Annotated in this window: 15 protein-coding genes and 1 tRNA gene; 5 read left to right on the plus strand and 11 right to left on the minus strand. The window is 62.3% G+C overall.

Annotation, left to right across the window (positions count from 1 at the left end):
* Positions 1-13: 13 nt before the first annotated feature.
* Positions 14-469 (minus strand): peptidylprolyl isomerase, encoded by a 456-nt coding sequence (locus tag SKA58_RS13080; protein ID WP_009822923.1) that lies wholly within the window; start codon positions 467-469, stop codon positions 14-16.
* Between the two features lie 146 nt (positions 470-615).
* Between SKA58_RS13080 and mgtE the strand changes: the two genes are divergently transcribed.
* Positions 616-2,055: a magnesium transporter gene (gene mgtE, locus SKA58_RS13085; protein ID WP_009822924.1), complete on the plus strand. Its 1,440-nt coding sequence runs from the start codon at positions 616-618 to the stop codon at positions 2,053-2,055.
* A 24-nt stretch (positions 2,056-2,079) separates the two neighbouring features.
* Positions 2,080-2,484, plus strand: a complete 405-nt coding sequence (locus tag SKA58_RS13090) for a DUF1489 family protein (protein ID WP_037543168.1) — start codon at positions 2,080-2,082, stop codon at positions 2,482-2,484.
* Between the two features lie 11 nt (positions 2,485-2,495).
* Here the strand turns inward: SKA58_RS13090 and SKA58_RS13095 are convergent, their stop codons facing one another.
* From SKA58_RS13095 to yajC, 4 genes are all read right to left on the minus strand, one after another.
* Positions 2,496-2,837, minus strand: a complete 342-nt coding sequence (locus tag SKA58_RS13095) for an MTH938/NDUFAF3 family protein (RefSeq protein ID WP_083784895.1) — start codon at positions 2,835-2,837, stop codon at positions 2,496-2,498.
* Between the two features lie 47 nt (positions 2,838-2,884).
* Positions 2,885-3,871 carry a protein translocase subunit SecF gene (gene secF / locus SKA58_RS13100; protein ID WP_009822927.1) on the minus strand — a complete coding sequence of 329 codons (987 nt, stop codon included), beginning with the start codon at positions 3,869-3,871 and terminating at the stop codon, positions 2,885-2,887.
* A 128-nt stretch (positions 3,872-3,999) separates the two neighbouring features.
* Positions 4,000-5,598 (minus strand): protein translocase subunit SecD, encoded by a 1,599-nt coding sequence (gene secD, locus SKA58_RS13105; RefSeq protein WP_009822928.1) that lies wholly within the window; start codon positions 5,596-5,598, stop codon positions 4,000-4,002.
* 8 nt (positions 5,599-5,606) lie between these two features.
* On the minus strand, positions 5,607-5,942 hold the full coding sequence (gene yajC, locus SKA58_RS13110; protein WP_009822929.1) for a preprotein translocase subunit YajC: 336 nt from the start codon (positions 5,940-5,942) through the stop codon (positions 5,607-5,609).
* A 185-nt stretch (positions 5,943-6,127) separates the two neighbouring features.
* Between yajC and SKA58_RS13115 the strand changes: the two genes are divergently transcribed.
* The 3 genes from SKA58_RS13115 (at position 6,128) to SKA58_RS13125 (ending at position 7,809) form a co-directional block, all read left to right on the plus strand.
* Positions 6,128-6,204 (plus strand) — tRNA-Pro (locus SKA58_RS13115).
* A 235-nt stretch (positions 6,205-6,439) separates the two neighbouring features.
* Positions 6,440-6,877 carry a DUF6680 family protein gene (locus SKA58_RS13120; protein ID WP_037543169.1) on the plus strand — a complete coding sequence of 146 codons (438 nt, stop codon included), beginning with the start codon at positions 6,440-6,442 and terminating at the stop codon, positions 6,875-6,877.
* A 305-nt stretch (positions 6,878-7,182) separates the two neighbouring features.
* A complete protein-coding gene (locus SKA58_RS13125; protein WP_009822931.1) occupies positions 7,183-7,809 on the plus strand; it encodes a glutathione S-transferase in 627 nt (208 codons plus the stop codon).
* Between the two features lie 161 nt (positions 7,810-7,970).
* Here the strand turns inward: SKA58_RS13125 and SKA58_RS13130 are convergent, their stop codons facing one another.
* The 6 genes from SKA58_RS13130 to SKA58_RS20090 form a co-directional block, all read right to left on the minus strand.
* Positions 7,971-9,290, minus strand: coding sequence for an MFS transporter (locus SKA58_RS13130; RefSeq protein WP_050763047.1), 1,320 nt, complete (start codon positions 9,288-9,290; stop codon positions 7,971-7,973).
* A 33-nt stretch (positions 9,291-9,323) separates the two neighbouring features.
* Positions 9,324-10,823, minus strand: a complete 1,500-nt coding sequence (locus SKA58_RS13135) for an OprO/OprP family phosphate-selective porin (RefSeq protein ID WP_009822933.1) — start codon at positions 10,821-10,823, stop codon at positions 9,324-9,326.
* Positions 10,823-11,707: an amidohydrolase family protein gene (locus SKA58_RS13140; RefSeq protein ID WP_009822934.1), complete on the minus strand. Its 885-nt coding sequence runs from the start codon at positions 11,705-11,707 to the stop codon at positions 10,823-10,825. Before SKA58_RS13140 ends, SKA58_RS13135 begins: the two co-directional genes overlap by 1 nt.
* A complete protein-coding gene (locus SKA58_RS13145) occupies positions 11,704-12,927 on the minus strand; it encodes an MFS transporter (RefSeq protein ID WP_009822935.1) in 1,224 nt (407 codons plus the stop codon). Before SKA58_RS13145 ends, SKA58_RS13140 begins: the two co-directional genes overlap by 4 nt.
* Before the next feature lie 73 nt (positions 12,928-13,000).
* Entirely contained in the window at positions 13,001-13,726 is a 726-nt protein-coding gene (locus SKA58_RS13150) for a GntR family transcriptional regulator (protein ID WP_009822936.1), read from the minus strand.
* Positions 13,727-13,760: 34 nt separating this feature from the next.
* Complete coding sequence (locus SKA58_RS20090) at positions 13,761-13,967, minus strand: hypothetical protein (RefSeq protein WP_198005962.1); 207 nt, start codon at positions 13,965-13,967, stop codon at positions 13,761-13,763.
* Between the last annotated feature and the right edge of the window lie 158 nt (positions 13,968-14,125).

A 14,125-nucleotide genomic window follows, 5' to 3' on the forward strand; every position in this document is an offset into this window, starting at 1 on the left:
CCCCGCTGCCAGTTCAGGCGACGGTCGCCTTGACAATCTTGCCGGGCGTACGCGGCGGCTCGCCCTTGGGCAGCGCGTCCACATGCTCCATGCCCGACGTCACTTCGCCCCAGACGGTATATTGGCCGTCGAGGAAGGTCGCATCGTCGAAACAGATGAAGAATTGGCTGTTGGCGCTGTTGGGATTGGACGCCCGCGCCATCGAGCAAACGCCGCGCACATGCGGCTGACGGCTGAATTCGGCCTTGAGGTCGGGCTTGTCGGGATGGCCGCCCATGCCGGTGCCGGTCGGATCGCCGCCCTGCGCCATGAAGCCGGGGATGACGCGGTGGAAGACGACGCCATCGTAGAAGCCTTCCTTGGTATTTTCGACGATGCGCGCGACATGGCCGGGCGCAAGGTCGGGGCGCAGCTTGATGACGACGTCGCCGCCGCTGTCGAGGGTGAGGGTGAGCGTTTCGTCGGCCATGAAAAATCCTCTCTTGCCGGGGACATGGGAATGGAGCCCATATAAAGGCTAATGAAGGGGATGGAAGCGCTGTCTCCTTATTGCATTTCCGGTGGGCATGGGCGAAAGCGACGATATGTTACAGGAACCGGACAGTAGGGGGCGCCATGAGCGAGCGCGGCGATGTGGCCGAACCCCTGGTGCATGGGGATGATTTCGAAGACCCGGTGATCGAGGCGGCGGAGGCCAGCCACGATGAGGACGACCGGCTGAAGCCCGAATATCTGACGGCCGTGCTCGACGCGGTCGAGGATGGCGACAGCGAAAAAGCGCGCGAGCTGGTGTCGCCGCTGCACCCCGCAGACATTGCCGACCTGCTGGAACTGGCCCCGTCCGACCGGCGTGCCGATATTGCCGCGGCGCTGGGCGACCTGGTCGGCGCGGAAGTCCTGTCCGAACTCAATGATTATGTGCGCGACGACCTGATCGGCGCGCTGGCGCCGGAACAGGTGGCGGAGTTCGCGTCCGAACTGGACACCGATGACGCGGTCGCGATCATCGAGGATCTGGAGGAAGCCGACCAGCAGGCTGTGCTGGAGGCGATGGAGCCTGAGGATCGCGCCGCGATCGAAAGCGCGCTCGCCTACCCGGAGGAATCCGCCGGCCGCCTGATGCAGCGCGACCTGGTCGCGGTGCCCGAGCATATGACGGTCGGACAGGTGATCGACTATCTGCGCGACAGCGGCGATTTGACGCGGGATTTTTGGGAAATCTTTGTGGTCGATGAAGGCCATCGGCCGATCGGCACCTGCCAGCTCAGCTGGATCCTGACCTGCCCGCGCGGCGTGCCCATGAGCGACCTCATGAAGCGCGAGCAGACGCTGATCCCCGTCGACATGGACCAGGAGGAAGTGGCGCTGCGCTTCCAGAAATATGCGCTGATCTCGGCCGCCGTCGTTGACGGCTCCGGCCGGCTGGTAGGCATGATCACGGTGGACGACATCGTCCACATCATCAGCCAGGAAGCGGGCGAGGATATATTGCGCCTGTCGGGCGCGGGCGAAGGCGACATCAACGAACCGGTGCTCGACAGCTATCGCGCGCGGGTCCGCTGGCTGCTCACCAATTTGCTGACCGCGCTGGTCGCATCCACCATCATCGGCATTTTCGAAGGGACGATCCAGCAGATGGTGGCGCTGGCGACGCTGATGCCGATCGTCGCGGGGGTGGGCGGCAATGCCGGCAGCCAGACGATGGCCGTGACCGTGCGCGCGCTCGCCACCAACCAGATTACCGGCTCCAACGCCCGGCGCACCATCTTGCGGGAAATTCGCGTCGCGGTGCTGAATGGCGTGACCGTCGCCATCGTGCTGGGGATCGGCGTGTCGCTGGTGTTCCAGAATATGGCGCTGGGCGGCGTCATCGCGGCCGCCATGGTCACGAACATCATCACGGCGGGCCTGGCCGGCGCGTCGGTCCCGCTGGCCTTTGACCGGATGAACCTGGACCCGGCTGTCGCATCCTCCATCTTCGTGACGATGATCACGGATTCAATGGGGTTCTTCGCTTTCCTGGGGTTGGCGACCGCGGCGGGATTGACGAGCTGATCCGAGCGCCCATTTAAACCCGTAATGCCCCTCCATATGACCAAGATCGCCTTCCGCAGCGAAGGCCCCGCGTCGCTGCGCGCCTGGCTGGAAAGCCAGGCCGGATTGGGCGAGGCGCGGATCACTACCCGCTATCTGCCCAAGCGCGTCGAGGAGATGGCGGGCGGATCGCTCTACTGGATCCACACGCACACCATCATCGGCCGCAGCCCGCTGCTTGGTTTTGAGGAAACGGGCCAAGGGCGATATTGGGTGCGGCTGGCGCCCCGACTGATCCCGGTGCGCGCCATCCCCAAGCGCGCGCATCAGGGATGGCGCTATCTGGAGGACAAGGACGCGCCGCCGGACCTGGGCGGCGGCGAAGCGGATGATCTGGAGGCGATGCCGCCCGCCATGCTCGGCGAGTTGACCCGGCTGGGACTGGTCTAGCGCCAGGACTCTCAGAGCGGCATGAGCGCCGCGACGATCCAGCGTTCCTCGGCGCGCAACACGCCCCAGGCGCGCGCAGCAGCGCGGCTGTCCATCGCTTCGACGCCGATGCCCCGTGCTTCCAGCGCGCGCACGAAGGGCCGTGGTGGCTGGCGCAGACCAGCGCCCGTGCCCAGCAGCATGAATTCCGGCGCAGGGTCGAGGCTCAGGAGATCGTCGAACTGCGCTATGTCGAGCGCATTGATCGGCGGCGCATCGGTCCAGGCCATGGCGCGCACCGGGCTGAGGAGCAGGCCATCGGGGAACACATCATCGCGCACGCGAAAGCCGCGCCCCTGAAAGCCGGTGACGATCGGCCCCTGCCCGCTCTCGTCACGGCGCAGCTTGATGCCCGAATCGGTCAGGGTCGCGCCCCGTCATCGCGCGGCCCGACACGCTCCGCCTGGGCGGCAAGGCCGGCCTTCGACGCCTTCTTCTCCGACGCCTGCGGGGTGAGGCCCAGTGAGATTAGCAGCGAAGAGGACACATAGATGGACGAATAGGTCCCCACGACGACGCCCAGCATCATCGCGGCGGTAAAGCCCCGCAACACATGGCCGCCAAACAGCAGCAGCGAACCCAGTGCCAGCAGAATGGTCAGCGACGTCATCACCGTGCGCGGCAGCGTTTCATTGACCGACAGGTCGATGAGCGCCTTCATGTCCATCTTACGATATTTGCGCATATTTTCGCGGATGCGGTCGTCGATCACCATCTTGTCATTGATCGAATAGCCCACGATCGTCAGCACCGCCGCCACGATGTTGAGGTCGAATTCCAGCTGGGTGATGGCGAAAAAGCCGAGCGTCATCAGCACGTCGTGCATGATCGCGACGAAGGTCGAGACCCCGAACTGCCATTCATAGCGTAGCCAGGAAAAGATCGCGATGCCGACCACGGCCAGCACCACGGCCAGGATGCCGTTCTGGATCAGTTCGCCAGACACTTTGCCCGACACAGTGTCGTAGCGGGAAAAGGTGACACCCGGAAACTGCGCCGTCATCGCGTTACGGGTCTTTTCCACCACCGCGTTGGCCGCGCCCGCGCCGCCCTGCTCAGGCAGCGGCAGGCGGATTTGCACCGTCTTGGGATCGCCGAACTGCTGTAGCGAGCTTTCGCCCACGCCCAGGCGGGCGATGGTGGCGCGCACCCTGTCGGTTTCCACTGCCTGCGGGAATTTCGCCTCGATCATCAGGCCGCCGACGAAATCGACGCCCAGATTGAGGCCCCTATGGGCTACGGCGCCAATCGCCAGCACCGTCAGCAAGGCAGTGAGCGCGAACGCCCATTTCCGCATCGCGACGAAGCCGATATTGGTGTTGTCGGGGACAAGCTTGAGCAGTTTCATGGCTTAAAACCTAATGCCGTTCGGGCTGAGCCTGTCGAAGCCCAGTCCTTCTTGAAGACCAGTCCCTTTCCGAAGAAAGAACAGCCCTTCGACTAGCTCAGGGCGAACGGAGATGCGACGCGCGCGCATCAGATCGTGATTTCGGTCGGCCGCTTGGCGCGGACCCAGCGCGACGCCAGCAGGCGTGTGAAGGTGACGGCGGTGAACACGCTGGTCGCAATACCGATCAGCAGCACGATCGCGAAGCCCTTGACCGGCCCGGAACCGAGCGCGAGCATGATGCCGCCGGCGATCGCATGGGTGACGTTGGCTTCGAAAATGGTGCGGCTGGCTTCCTTATAGCCATGTTCGATCGCCTGCACCACGTTGCGGCCACGTCGGCGCTCCTCACGGATGCGTTCATAGATGAGCACGTTGGCGTCCACCGCGGTGCCGATCGTCAGCACAAAGCCGGCGATGCCCGGCAGCGTCAGCGTCGCGCCCAAAATGCCCATCACGCCCAGGATCACCAAAACGTTGATGGCCACGGCGATATTGGCATAGACGCCGAAACGGCCATAGCTCACGAACATGAAGGCGGCGACCGCGACTACTGCGATGATCGATGCGATGAGGCCGGCGCGGATCGAATCGGCGCCAAGGCCCGGCCCGACCGTGCGTTCCTCCACCACCGTCAGCGCGACGGGCAGCTTGCCCGAGCGCAGCGCGATGGCGAGCTGATTGGCGCTTTCCACGGTGAAATTGCCGCTGATCTGCGCGCTGCCGCCAAGGATCGGTTCGTTGATGTTGGGGGCGGACAAGACCCTGCCGTCCAGGATGATGGCGAAGGGGCGATTGACATTCTGCGACGTCACCTGCCCGAACTTGCGGCCACCAGAGCCATTGAAGCGGATGTTGACGATCGCCTGGTTATTCTGGTCATAGCCCTGCGTGGCGTCGGTCAGATCCTCGCCCGACACCATCACCTGCCGCTTGACCGCGATCACGGGAACGCCGGACGGATTGTCGGGATAGGGCAGGACTTCGCTGCCCACCGGCGCACGGCCCTGCGCGACTTCGGCCGGATTGGCGGCCGTGTCGACAAGCTTGAATTCCAGCTTCGCGGTCTGGCCGAGCAGGTCCTTCAACGCCTTGGGATTCTGAAGACCCGGCACCTGCACGACGATGCGATTGTCGCCCTGCTGCTGGATCGTGGGCTCGCGCGTGCCCATTTCGTCGATGCGCTTGCGGATCACTTCGGTCGCGACTTCCATCGCGCTCTTGATTGCATTGTCGATGCCGGCATCGGTCGGCGTGATGACGATGGTGGAGCTGTTGACCACCTCGACATTGAAGTCGCGCTGGCCGGTGAGGCCCGCCCCTTGGGTCAGCGGACGAATCCGTTCGACCGCAGCATCAACCTGGGCCGGATCGCGGACCATGAAGCTGAGCTTCCCATCGCGGCTGGAGATATCGCCGATCGCGATGCGTGGGTCGCCGCGCCGCAATTCGGTGCGGACCTGCTCCTCCATATTGACCAGCCGCTGCCTGGCGACGTCCTGGGTCGATGCCTCCAGCAGCAAATGGCTGCCGCCGGCAAGGTCGAGGCCCAGATTGACGCGCGTCTGCATGAAGCCGGGCAGCTTTGCGACGGCCGCGTCGGGCAGGAAGCTCGGCACGGCGCACAGCACGCCGATCAGGAGCGGCAGGAGGATCGCGGCGATCGCCCAGCGCGAAAAGTTCAGCATGACGCCGCTCAGTCGTTCGCGGGCTTGGCGGTCATCGGATCGATGACGTCGGTCAGCGTGGCCTTGACCGCCTTGACCTTCATGCCCGGCGCCAGTTCGACATCGGCATAGATATCATCGACGCGCACCACCTTGCCCACCAGGCCGCCGCCGGTGACGACCTGATCGCCCTTCTTCACCGCGTCGATCTTGGCCTTGTGCGCCTTCATCTTCTTTTGCTGCGGACGGATGAGCAGGAAATAGAAGACGACGAAGATCAGGACCAGCGGCGCCATCTGCACCAGGATACCGGCGCCGGAGGCTTGCCCGCCCGCGGTTTGGGCAAAGGCTGGGGTAATGAACATGGGTGGGACTGCCTTGTTGTCTGTCGGTCGCGGGCCGCCACACGGCACCCACGGATCAAGGGCGGGCGGCTAACACAGACAAGGGGGCAGAGGCAATATGATAAGGACATGGGACGAGACGCGCGCGCCAATGCGATTGAGCCCTTGCATCGGGGCGATCATGGCTCTATTGGGCGCCCTCCGGTCGGGACGTAGCGCAGCCTGGTAGCGCATCACACTGGGGGTGTGGGGGTCGGAGGTTCGAATCCTCTCGTCCCGACCAATAATTCAATGACTTAGCCTCACCTACCCTGCCCCACATGGCGCGCGGGCGGGTTATGGGCAGTTTCCACGACCTATCCGGCTAGCCAGTCTGGCAATTAGCTGTTGGTATGTAGCTGTTGGTATGTGGCGAAGGCTGCGACGGCGCGTTGAATAGCCGATTCGACAGAATGTGCGTAGGTCTGCGATTTAGAGTTAGACCTTGAGAGCGACGTTTCCTTTGCTAATCTTGAACCATGGGAACGATAGAACTCGCGACGGTTGTGCAAGCCGTTTCTTCCGTTTTGGCCTTTATCGCGGCTTTGATCGCCGTTTGGGTTACATACAAGGCTCCCGCTCAAGCGGCAAATCTTCAGAGAGAACATGATGCCGAATTGGAGCGACAGAGAGAACGTTATCAAATACTGAAAACACTCATGGAATATCGTGGGGTAGACATTTCAGCGCCAGAACCCGTCGCAGCACTCAATATGATAGTCATCGTCTTTCAAGACGAACTCAATGTTTTGGATGCTTGGCATGAGTTTCTTTGCTACGCTGATGGAGCTGATAATCACACAAATCGCTTAAACGCATATATGGGCATAATAGTGTCGATAGCGAAGAGCCTCGGATATTCGGACCAACTTACCGTCACAGCTATCGACCGAGGATATTACCCACGCACAACGTAACAAACCCCGCCTACGACAACCGTTCATATTTTGGGAAATGTAGGCGATTTTCACCCCATCGGGGGCCAACCTGTTCGTTCTGATCGGTTCGTTCCGGTTTGCAGAATATTTCTGGCGGGGCCGATGCCTTTGTCCTTCACCGACGTCTTCCCGGTATCGTTGCCGCCAAAATAGGCAAATCAAGTGGGCATTGGCCTTCATCCTGATGGGCGGCGAGCCGATCATGTCGACGCCCGCCAGTCGACCAGCGCCCGGCGAGGGGGCTATGGCGATCGGCAAGGATACAAGGGGTGTTTCAAGGTCAGATGACTGACGCTATCTTCTACAGCTTCCGCCGCTGCCCTTATGCGATGCGCGCGCGTATGGCTGTGGTCGCCAGCCAGGCCCGCGTCGAACTGCGGGAGGTCAAGCTATCCGCAAAACCGCAGGCTCTGTTGGCGGCCTCACCCAAAGGCACTGTCCCCGTGCTCGTCTTGCCCGAGGGCCGGGTTATCGACGAAAGCCTCGACATCATGCGCCATCTATTGGCCCGGAATGATCCTGACGGCTGGTTGAACCGCAATGACTCGGAGCTGATCGCGCTGAACGACGGCCCTTTCAAGCATGACCTTGATCGATATAAATATCCTGAGCGTCATGGATCGGATGCTCTGTATCATCGAAGCGCTGCGGTGGCGTTTCTCGAAAGGCTTGAGCGCAGGCTGGCGTGCACCCCCTATCTGGCCGGTGGCGCATGGGGGCTGACGGACGCAGCCATTATGCCGTTCATTCGACAATTCGCCGCGGTCGACCAGGGTTGGTTCGACACTCTTGCGCTTCCGGCCGTCAAAAGCTGGCTGCGCGCCTGTACGTCGTCGAACCTGTTTGCCACGGTGATGGTGCGCCCATCCCCCTGGATGCCGGGAGACGCTCCAGTCCATTTCCCGTCATGAGCCGATATTGGACACGCGGCTGCCGGCGGACTGGTTGCCGTCAGCACGCGACGCCATTCGATCGCCGGCGTCAGCGCGGTACCGACCCTGATCCTGTCCGCCCCCCCAACGCGCACCGGAATGGGATACATCATGCCATGACGAGCAGGCGGACCAGCGCGTCAGCGCTGGCGCTGCGCTCTGCCGATCAACAAAGTGGTGATGCTGCCAATCATGGTCAACGTCGCCAGCGGGATCAGCGCCATCGGAAAACTGCCTGTCTGATCCTTTATATGCCCCAGCACGGATGTTGCGCCGCCTGTGCCGAGATGGGCTATGGTGTTGATGGCAGCCACGCCTGCGGCGGCCATGCTGGGTGGGAGCGTTTCGGTCGACAGGGCCCAAAATGGCCCCTTGATGGCGTAATTGCCGATCAGAACAAGGGTGAGCAGGATCATGGTAATGGTCAATGACCCCGTCAGCAGCGTCGCGAACAAGCTGACCGAGGTCAGCGCCAAGGGGATAGCCGTCGACCACATCCGCTCTCCCGTCTTATCAGCGATACGGCCCCAGATGACCATGAAAATGGCGGCAAACCCAAACGGGATCATATTGAATAGTCCCGTTTCCCAAGTGCTCAGGCCAAAGGATTTGAGGATTTGCGGCTGCCAGATGGACAAGGCGTTGCTGGTGGCGGAGCTGCCGCAATACACCACTGCCAACGCCCATACTTTGCCATTGGTCAGCGTGCGCCACACCGAACCGGGCTTTGCGGTGCCCGGTGCATGCTCGTTCGCCAGCGTGTCTGTCAGCCAGCTGCGTTCTTCGGCCGACAGGAAGCTCGCGTCCTTAGGACGGCTCGGCAGAAGGAACAACGCGACCAGTCCCAGCAGAACGGCCGGCAAGGATTCCATGATGAACAGCCATTGCCACCCCGCAAAGCCCGCCATCCCATCCAGCGAGAGCAACAGCGCGGAAATGGGCGATCCCAGAAAATTGGACAGCGGAATTGCGACCATGAAGGTCGCCACGATCCTGGCCCGATATGCGCGCGGAAACCATTGCGCGAGATAGAGCACCGCGCCGGGGAAGAAGCCCGCTTCCGCCGCCCCCAGCAGGAAGCGCAGGCCATAGAAGGAATAGGCGCCCGTGACAAAAGCCATGCCGATCCCGACCAGACCCCAGGTGATCATGATCCGCGCGATCCAGACCCGCGCGCCGAACTTCTCCATCGCGACGTTGCTCGGCACTTCAAATAGCACATATGCGATAAAGAAGAGGCTGCCGCCGATACCAAAGGCTGTCTGCGTCAGTCCAATGTCGGCGTTCATGGTGAGCGCGGCAAAACCGATATTCACCCGATCGACATAGGCGATGAAATAGCACAGGATCAGGAAGGGAACGATCCGCCACGCCACCTTGCGCATCGTCCGGCGCTCTATCTCGCTCACCAACGCATGGGAATTGGCGGACGTGCCGTCCGGTACAATGGATATGGTCATCAGCTTTCCTTTGTCGGGGAAGATGTCATGCAATCAGAAGGAAACGGCGACGCGGCCAACCACGGTGTTGCCTTCGTCGGCGCCGGCAAAGGCGCCCGCGCGGTTTTCGGTGCGCCAGCGGATCCAGTTCGGGGTCACGCGAACCCAGTCGAGCAGATACCAGTTGAGCCCCAGCGTGGTGGAATAGCCCTCGCCACCCAGAGGGCCGGAATAGGAGACTTGGTCGTAGCGAGCGGCAATTTCGACCGCGCCCCAGCCGCCATCGGTTATGGGCCACAATACCCGCGGCTTGGACCAAACGCCGCCGCGCGCGACATAGGGCGGCTTCTCTCCGGTCAGATAGACACCGGTGCCGATCGATCCGGCGCGCACGCCGACATGCCGGCCGCCCGCACTGTCGCGCGCCCACACATCGCGCTCGCCATATTCGCCGAACATCCAGAAACTCTTGTAGACGCCCCCCAGTTCAAGGCCAAAGGCTTGCCCATGATCGGGATCGAGCAGACTGGATGCCTGGACGGTGATGAGTTCGTTGAAACGGCCGCCGATGCGGGTCGAGAGCGGGATGCTTGCGACTCCGCTCGAAAAATCTTCGCGATACCCCCAGGCCCCCAGATGGACGACAGCCTCACTGTTGCGCCACGGATTCCAGTGGACCCGACCGGTCAGGGTCGTGCTGTCGCTCACGCTACCATTGGTGCTGGCTTCGTTGCCGTCGAGCTGAACGGCGGCGTGCCAGGTTTTGCCATAGACCCGCGCCATGGCGCCCAGGCCGAACGATCCCTTTCGCGGGGCTGTTGCCAGCGCTGTGGCATTGCGTTTCAGAAAGGGCTGGCTGTCGGAGCTCGACGCCCCTTCCATCGACCGGTCCGTAAGCCTGTTGCCCAGCGACAATTCGTAAATATTGTCGCCCCATTTCTTGGTGAAGGATAAATAGGCGCCGCGCAGTGCGGCCTGATTGTCGGTCAGATCGAATTCGACCTGATAGCCGATCATGTCGCCAAGCTTGCCTTCGACGCCCAATCGGATCGCGCGCGCCTTGGTCCCGGTGATGTTGCGCCGGTCGAAATTCGACCCGAAGCTGCTCGACGTGTCGAACAGCATCCGGCCGCGAAGCCGCATGGCGGACTTGCCGTCTGCACTGGTGATCTGGGGCAGGCCCTTGGTCCAGTCAAAGCTTTCGTCATCCACATTGGCCGCCTGCGATGGCGATGGTGCAGTCAGCGGATCGGAAGCAGGCCGCATCGCCGCGTTCCCAGCCGGCAGGTTGCGCAGTCGCTCCAGCCGGTCGAGGCGCGTTTCCACGACAGGCCTTGCCTTCGCCACCTCAGCCGCGGTGACCGCCGTTTCCTGCACCACAGGCTCCAGCGCGGCCAGGCGGCGTTCCAGCGCATCGATCCGTGCCTGCTGCGCTTCCAGCGCGGCAGCCTGATCCCTAACCAGTCGTTCGAGCCCCAGCTTCGATGTCTGGGCCGTCGCGGGAAATGCAGGCAGCAGGAAGAGCGCGGCGCCGGCCGCCTTTTGCATGGACATCAGCGTGCCTTGAAAGCTTTGAACCCAAATAGTCGGGTCGGCGTGGATGTGAGGATCGCGGATCTCGCGGCAGGGTCAGGCACCCAGCGGTCAAGTGCGCCGCGGCATTCGCCCGCATCAGCGACATTTTCGAACTGGGTATGAGGCCAGTCGCTCCCCCAGAGCAGTCGATCCGGACCAAAGGCGTTCAACAACCGGGGCGCTGCGTTCTCGGCCAGTTTCGCCCCGATCCGATAGGGCGCCGACAATTTTACATAGACCTGGCCGTTGCCGGCAGCTTCCAGAAGATAGCGAAAGCCAGGATCCTTGACGCCAAGGACGGCGTCGGGTCGGCCGAAATGATCGACCACCACCGGCGCTCCGGACTGGACCAAAGCCGGCAGAAGGCCGGGCAACCGGGCGGCTTCGCATTGGATCTCGATCTGCCAGCCAAGCTGTGCGACGACTGCAAGATGCCGGCGCCATTCAGGACTGCCAAAGTCGGGATCGTTACGGCCAATGAGGTTCAGCCGAATGCCAGCGACTCCCGCCTTTGCCAGACGCGCCATGTCATCGATCGGCGTCCGGCGCGGCAGAGCCACTATTCCGCGCAATTGCTCCCCATGCTGCTCGAGCGCACGGAGCAGATAGCTGTTGTCGAAACCCAGGAAGCTGGGCTGGATCAAAACGCCCCTGGCCATGCCATTGGCGCGCAACATGATCAGATAGTCATGCAGCGTGGCGTCGTAATCGACAGTGTAGCGACGGCGCTGCGCGAGGGGCAGGTCGCGCCGGAACACATGGGCGTGCGTATCGATTGCGGCTGTTCCTTGGAAATCCCTGCCAAAGGCTGGCGACGCGGCAAACGCGATCGCGCCTTGGAGGAAGGATCGACGAGCGATCATGCGGTCGCGCCTTCGATCAGATTGACGTCGCGGGTTTCGGGCAGCGCCGGCAGGATAAGAACGACCAGGCCATAGCTGGCCGCAGCAACGATCCCGATCAGAATGTCGAGCGGCATCGCCGCCGATGCCCAGCCGATAAGGCCAGGCAGCAAGGCGGACGCCAACCGCCCGCCATTATAGGCCAGCCCGACGCTGGCCCCGCGCACGGGAGCGGGAAACATCTCGGCAAACCAGCAGCCCAATATCGCAGGCGTGCCGCCGGCGGCGAAACCAACGGGCAAGGCAAGGATCACGATGATCGCTGGCCCGCCATCGGTGAGGGCAAAGAGCAGGGCGAACAGGGCAGAGCAGGTTGCGAACAGGGCAATGACCGGCCGCCGCCCGAGCCTGTCCGACAGAAATCCCGCCACGAGGCAGCCAGTCGCGAAGGCGAGCGTCATCAGCAACAGCGCAAGCCCGGTTAGCGTCGGAGAATAAAGCCGCACTGTGCTGAGCAGCGTCGGCAGCCAGGTGAACAGGCTGTGAAAACCACCATGCGCGCCCAGGCCGACGAGCGAGGCGAGAAGCAGTCGTTTCCGGACAGAAAATTCTGCCAGAGGCGCAATGCCCGCGTTGTTAAGCGCGCCTGGCGCCCGCTCCCGCGCGATGAGCCGCCGGCGAAACCAGAAAATCAGGGCGGCAGGCGCTATGCCGATCAAAAACATCGCGCGCCAGGCCAGATCGCCGGGGAGCCAGAGCGTTGCCGCCAGATACACCAATACGGCAGCCGCCCAGCCGACCGACCAGGCGCTTTGCATCATGCCCAGGAAAGATCCGCGCTTTCGCGGCGGTGCGATCTCCGCCAGCATGACCGCCCCAACGGACCATTCTGCGCCAAATCCCAGCCCCTGGGCACCCTTGAGGACCATCAACTGCCAGGGTGCGGTGACGAAGACCGCCCCGAATGTCGCAATGGCGACAACCAGGATCGATATGGTGAGAATCCGGATGCGTCCGAAACGATCCGCCAGATGGCCGCCCAGCGGACCACCGACAGCAGCACAGCCAAGGCCGAATGTGATGATCGAACCCGCCTGCTGCGGGCTGAGATGCCAATTGGCGAGCATCAAGGGCAGAGCAAGACCGAACAGCTGATAATCGAAAGCATCGGCTGCCCAGCCGCCAAAGCTGGCAGCAGCTACCGCCTTTCGATCTGATGGGGCGGAATCACCCTCGACCATTCACCTACTCCTATAGTCATCTATATGACATTAGCGGCACGAGGCTGTCAAATGTCTTTCCGATGAATGTCCGTCAGTGAACGTCGACTTCGTAGACGAACTGGTCCGCCAGACCGTGGGAGGTGCGCCATTCCAAAGGATGGTCCGCATGATCTATCGCTTGCCGTTCGATCCGCACGACACTGGATCCGGCCGGCGCCTCCAGATCGCACGCGACGTCCGCATCCGCGGTCTCCACTGTCAGACGCTCTTTCGCGCGCGCGACGATGCGGCCGAAATGCCGTTCATAGGCCGGATATAGAAGCGGCGTCAGCATTGCGATGTCCATATCCAGTATCGGTCCAAACAGGGTGGCCGATAGCCATATTTCCTCGCGCAGCAGCACTTTGCCTCCGTCGGTCCGCAGACGGATCATGCGGATTGCGTTTTCCTCAGGACCAAGGCGCAGCCTGTCCCGGACGATATCCGAAGGGGTGGCCAATGACCGGGATAATATCCGACTGTCCGGCGCGATCGACCGTTCTCCACTCGATCCCAGACGGAAGAAACGGAACAAGGATGTACTGAAATCGGCGCGCCGCACGAACATCCCTCTGCCATGCGCCCGCTCGATCACGCCGTCGCTGGCCAGCTCATCGATCGCCCGGCGGATGGTGCCGATGGCGACGCCATAGATGCTGGACAACTCCGCCTCCGTCGCGATCGCCTCACCCGCCTTCCACTCGCCGCGCGCAATGCGGGCAGCGATATCGTCGCGGATCTGCTGATACCGTGGCAATCGGGGATCGGCCTTGATCACGATGCGGTCCCCTTTGCTATGCCGGGAGAGCGGATCAATATGCCCTCCATGTCCACCAAAAGCGGTCGCCCGGCAGAATGGAAGTGCCGCCCATTTCGATGACGCCATCAATGTCGCCGACGTCACGATGCGCCGACCTGCGCGGCATCGTACCTAGGCACGCGATGCCGATATCCCTCTTTGCGAGCGCCATCATGTCGCTGACCGCGCCTGGAATTATAAAATCGCGGGTCGCAAACATGGGATATTCCAAAGTCATATATATGAGCTGGTTAGCTTTGAATATGGAGCAAGGCCAGAATAAATGGATATGTGGCAAAGCCTCGCTCTGCCCGGACGATGGGGCAAAGTGTGAAATGCCCCATTTGCCGACGGCCCAGGCCCTTCTGACTGTTTGGT

The sequence above is a fragment of the Sphingomonas sp. SKA58 genome (assembly GCF_000153545.1).
GTDB lineage: Bacteria > Pseudomonadota > Alphaproteobacteria > Sphingomonadales > Sphingomonadaceae > Sphingobium > Sphingobium soli.

What these genes read in the sequence shown, in the direction of transcription:
- SKA58_RS13080 (WP_009822923.1), bottom strand. Translation starts at nt 469, where the DNA reads ATGGCCGACGAAACGCTCACCCTCACCCTCGACAGCGGCGGCGACGTC.
- mgtE (WP_009822924.1), top strand. Translation starts at nt 616, where the DNA reads ATGAGCGAGCGCGGCGATGTGGCCGAACCCCTGGTGCATGGGGATGAT.
- SKA58_RS13090 (WP_037543168.1), top strand. Translation starts at nt 2,080, where the DNA reads ATGCCCCTCCATATGACCAAGATCGCCTTCCGCAGCGAAGGCCCCGCG.
- secF (WP_009822927.1), bottom strand. Translation starts at nt 3,871, where the DNA reads ATGAAACTGCTCAAGCTTGTCCCCGACAACACCAATATCGGCTTCGTC.
- secD (WP_009822928.1), bottom strand. Translation starts at nt 5,598, where the DNA reads ATGCTGAACTTTTCGCGCTGGGCGATCGCCGCGATCCTCCTGCCGCTC.
- yajC (WP_009822929.1), bottom strand. Translation starts at nt 5,942, where the DNA reads ATGTTCATTACCCCAGCCTTTGCCCAAACCGCGGGCGGGCAAGCCTCC.
- SKA58_RS13120 (WP_037543169.1), top strand. Translation starts at nt 6,440, where the DNA reads ATGGGAACGATAGAACTCGCGACGGTTGTGCAAGCCGTTTCTTCCGTT.
- SKA58_RS13125 (WP_009822931.1), top strand. Translation starts at nt 7,183, where the DNA reads ATGACTGACGCTATCTTCTACAGCTTCCGCCGCTGCCCTTATGCGATG.
- SKA58_RS13130 (WP_050763047.1), bottom strand. Translation starts at nt 9,290, where the DNA reads ATGACCATATCCATTGTACCGGACGGCACGTCCGCCAATTCCCATGCG.
- SKA58_RS13135 (WP_009822933.1), bottom strand. Translation starts at nt 10,823, where the DNA reads ATGTCCATGCAAAAGGCGGCCGGCGCCGCGCTCTTCCTGCTGCCTGCA.
- SKA58_RS13140 (WP_009822934.1), bottom strand. Translation starts at nt 11,707, where the DNA reads ATGATCGCTCGTCGATCCTTCCTCCAAGGCGCGATCGCGTTTGCCGCG.
- SKA58_RS13145 (WP_009822935.1), bottom strand. Translation starts at nt 12,927, where the DNA reads ATGGTCGAGGGTGATTCCGCCCCATCAGATCGAAAGGCGGTAGCTGCT.
- SKA58_RS20090 (WP_198005962.1), bottom strand. Translation starts at nt 13,967, where the DNA reads ATGTTTGCGACCCGCGATTTTATAATTCCAGGCGCGGTCAGCGACATG.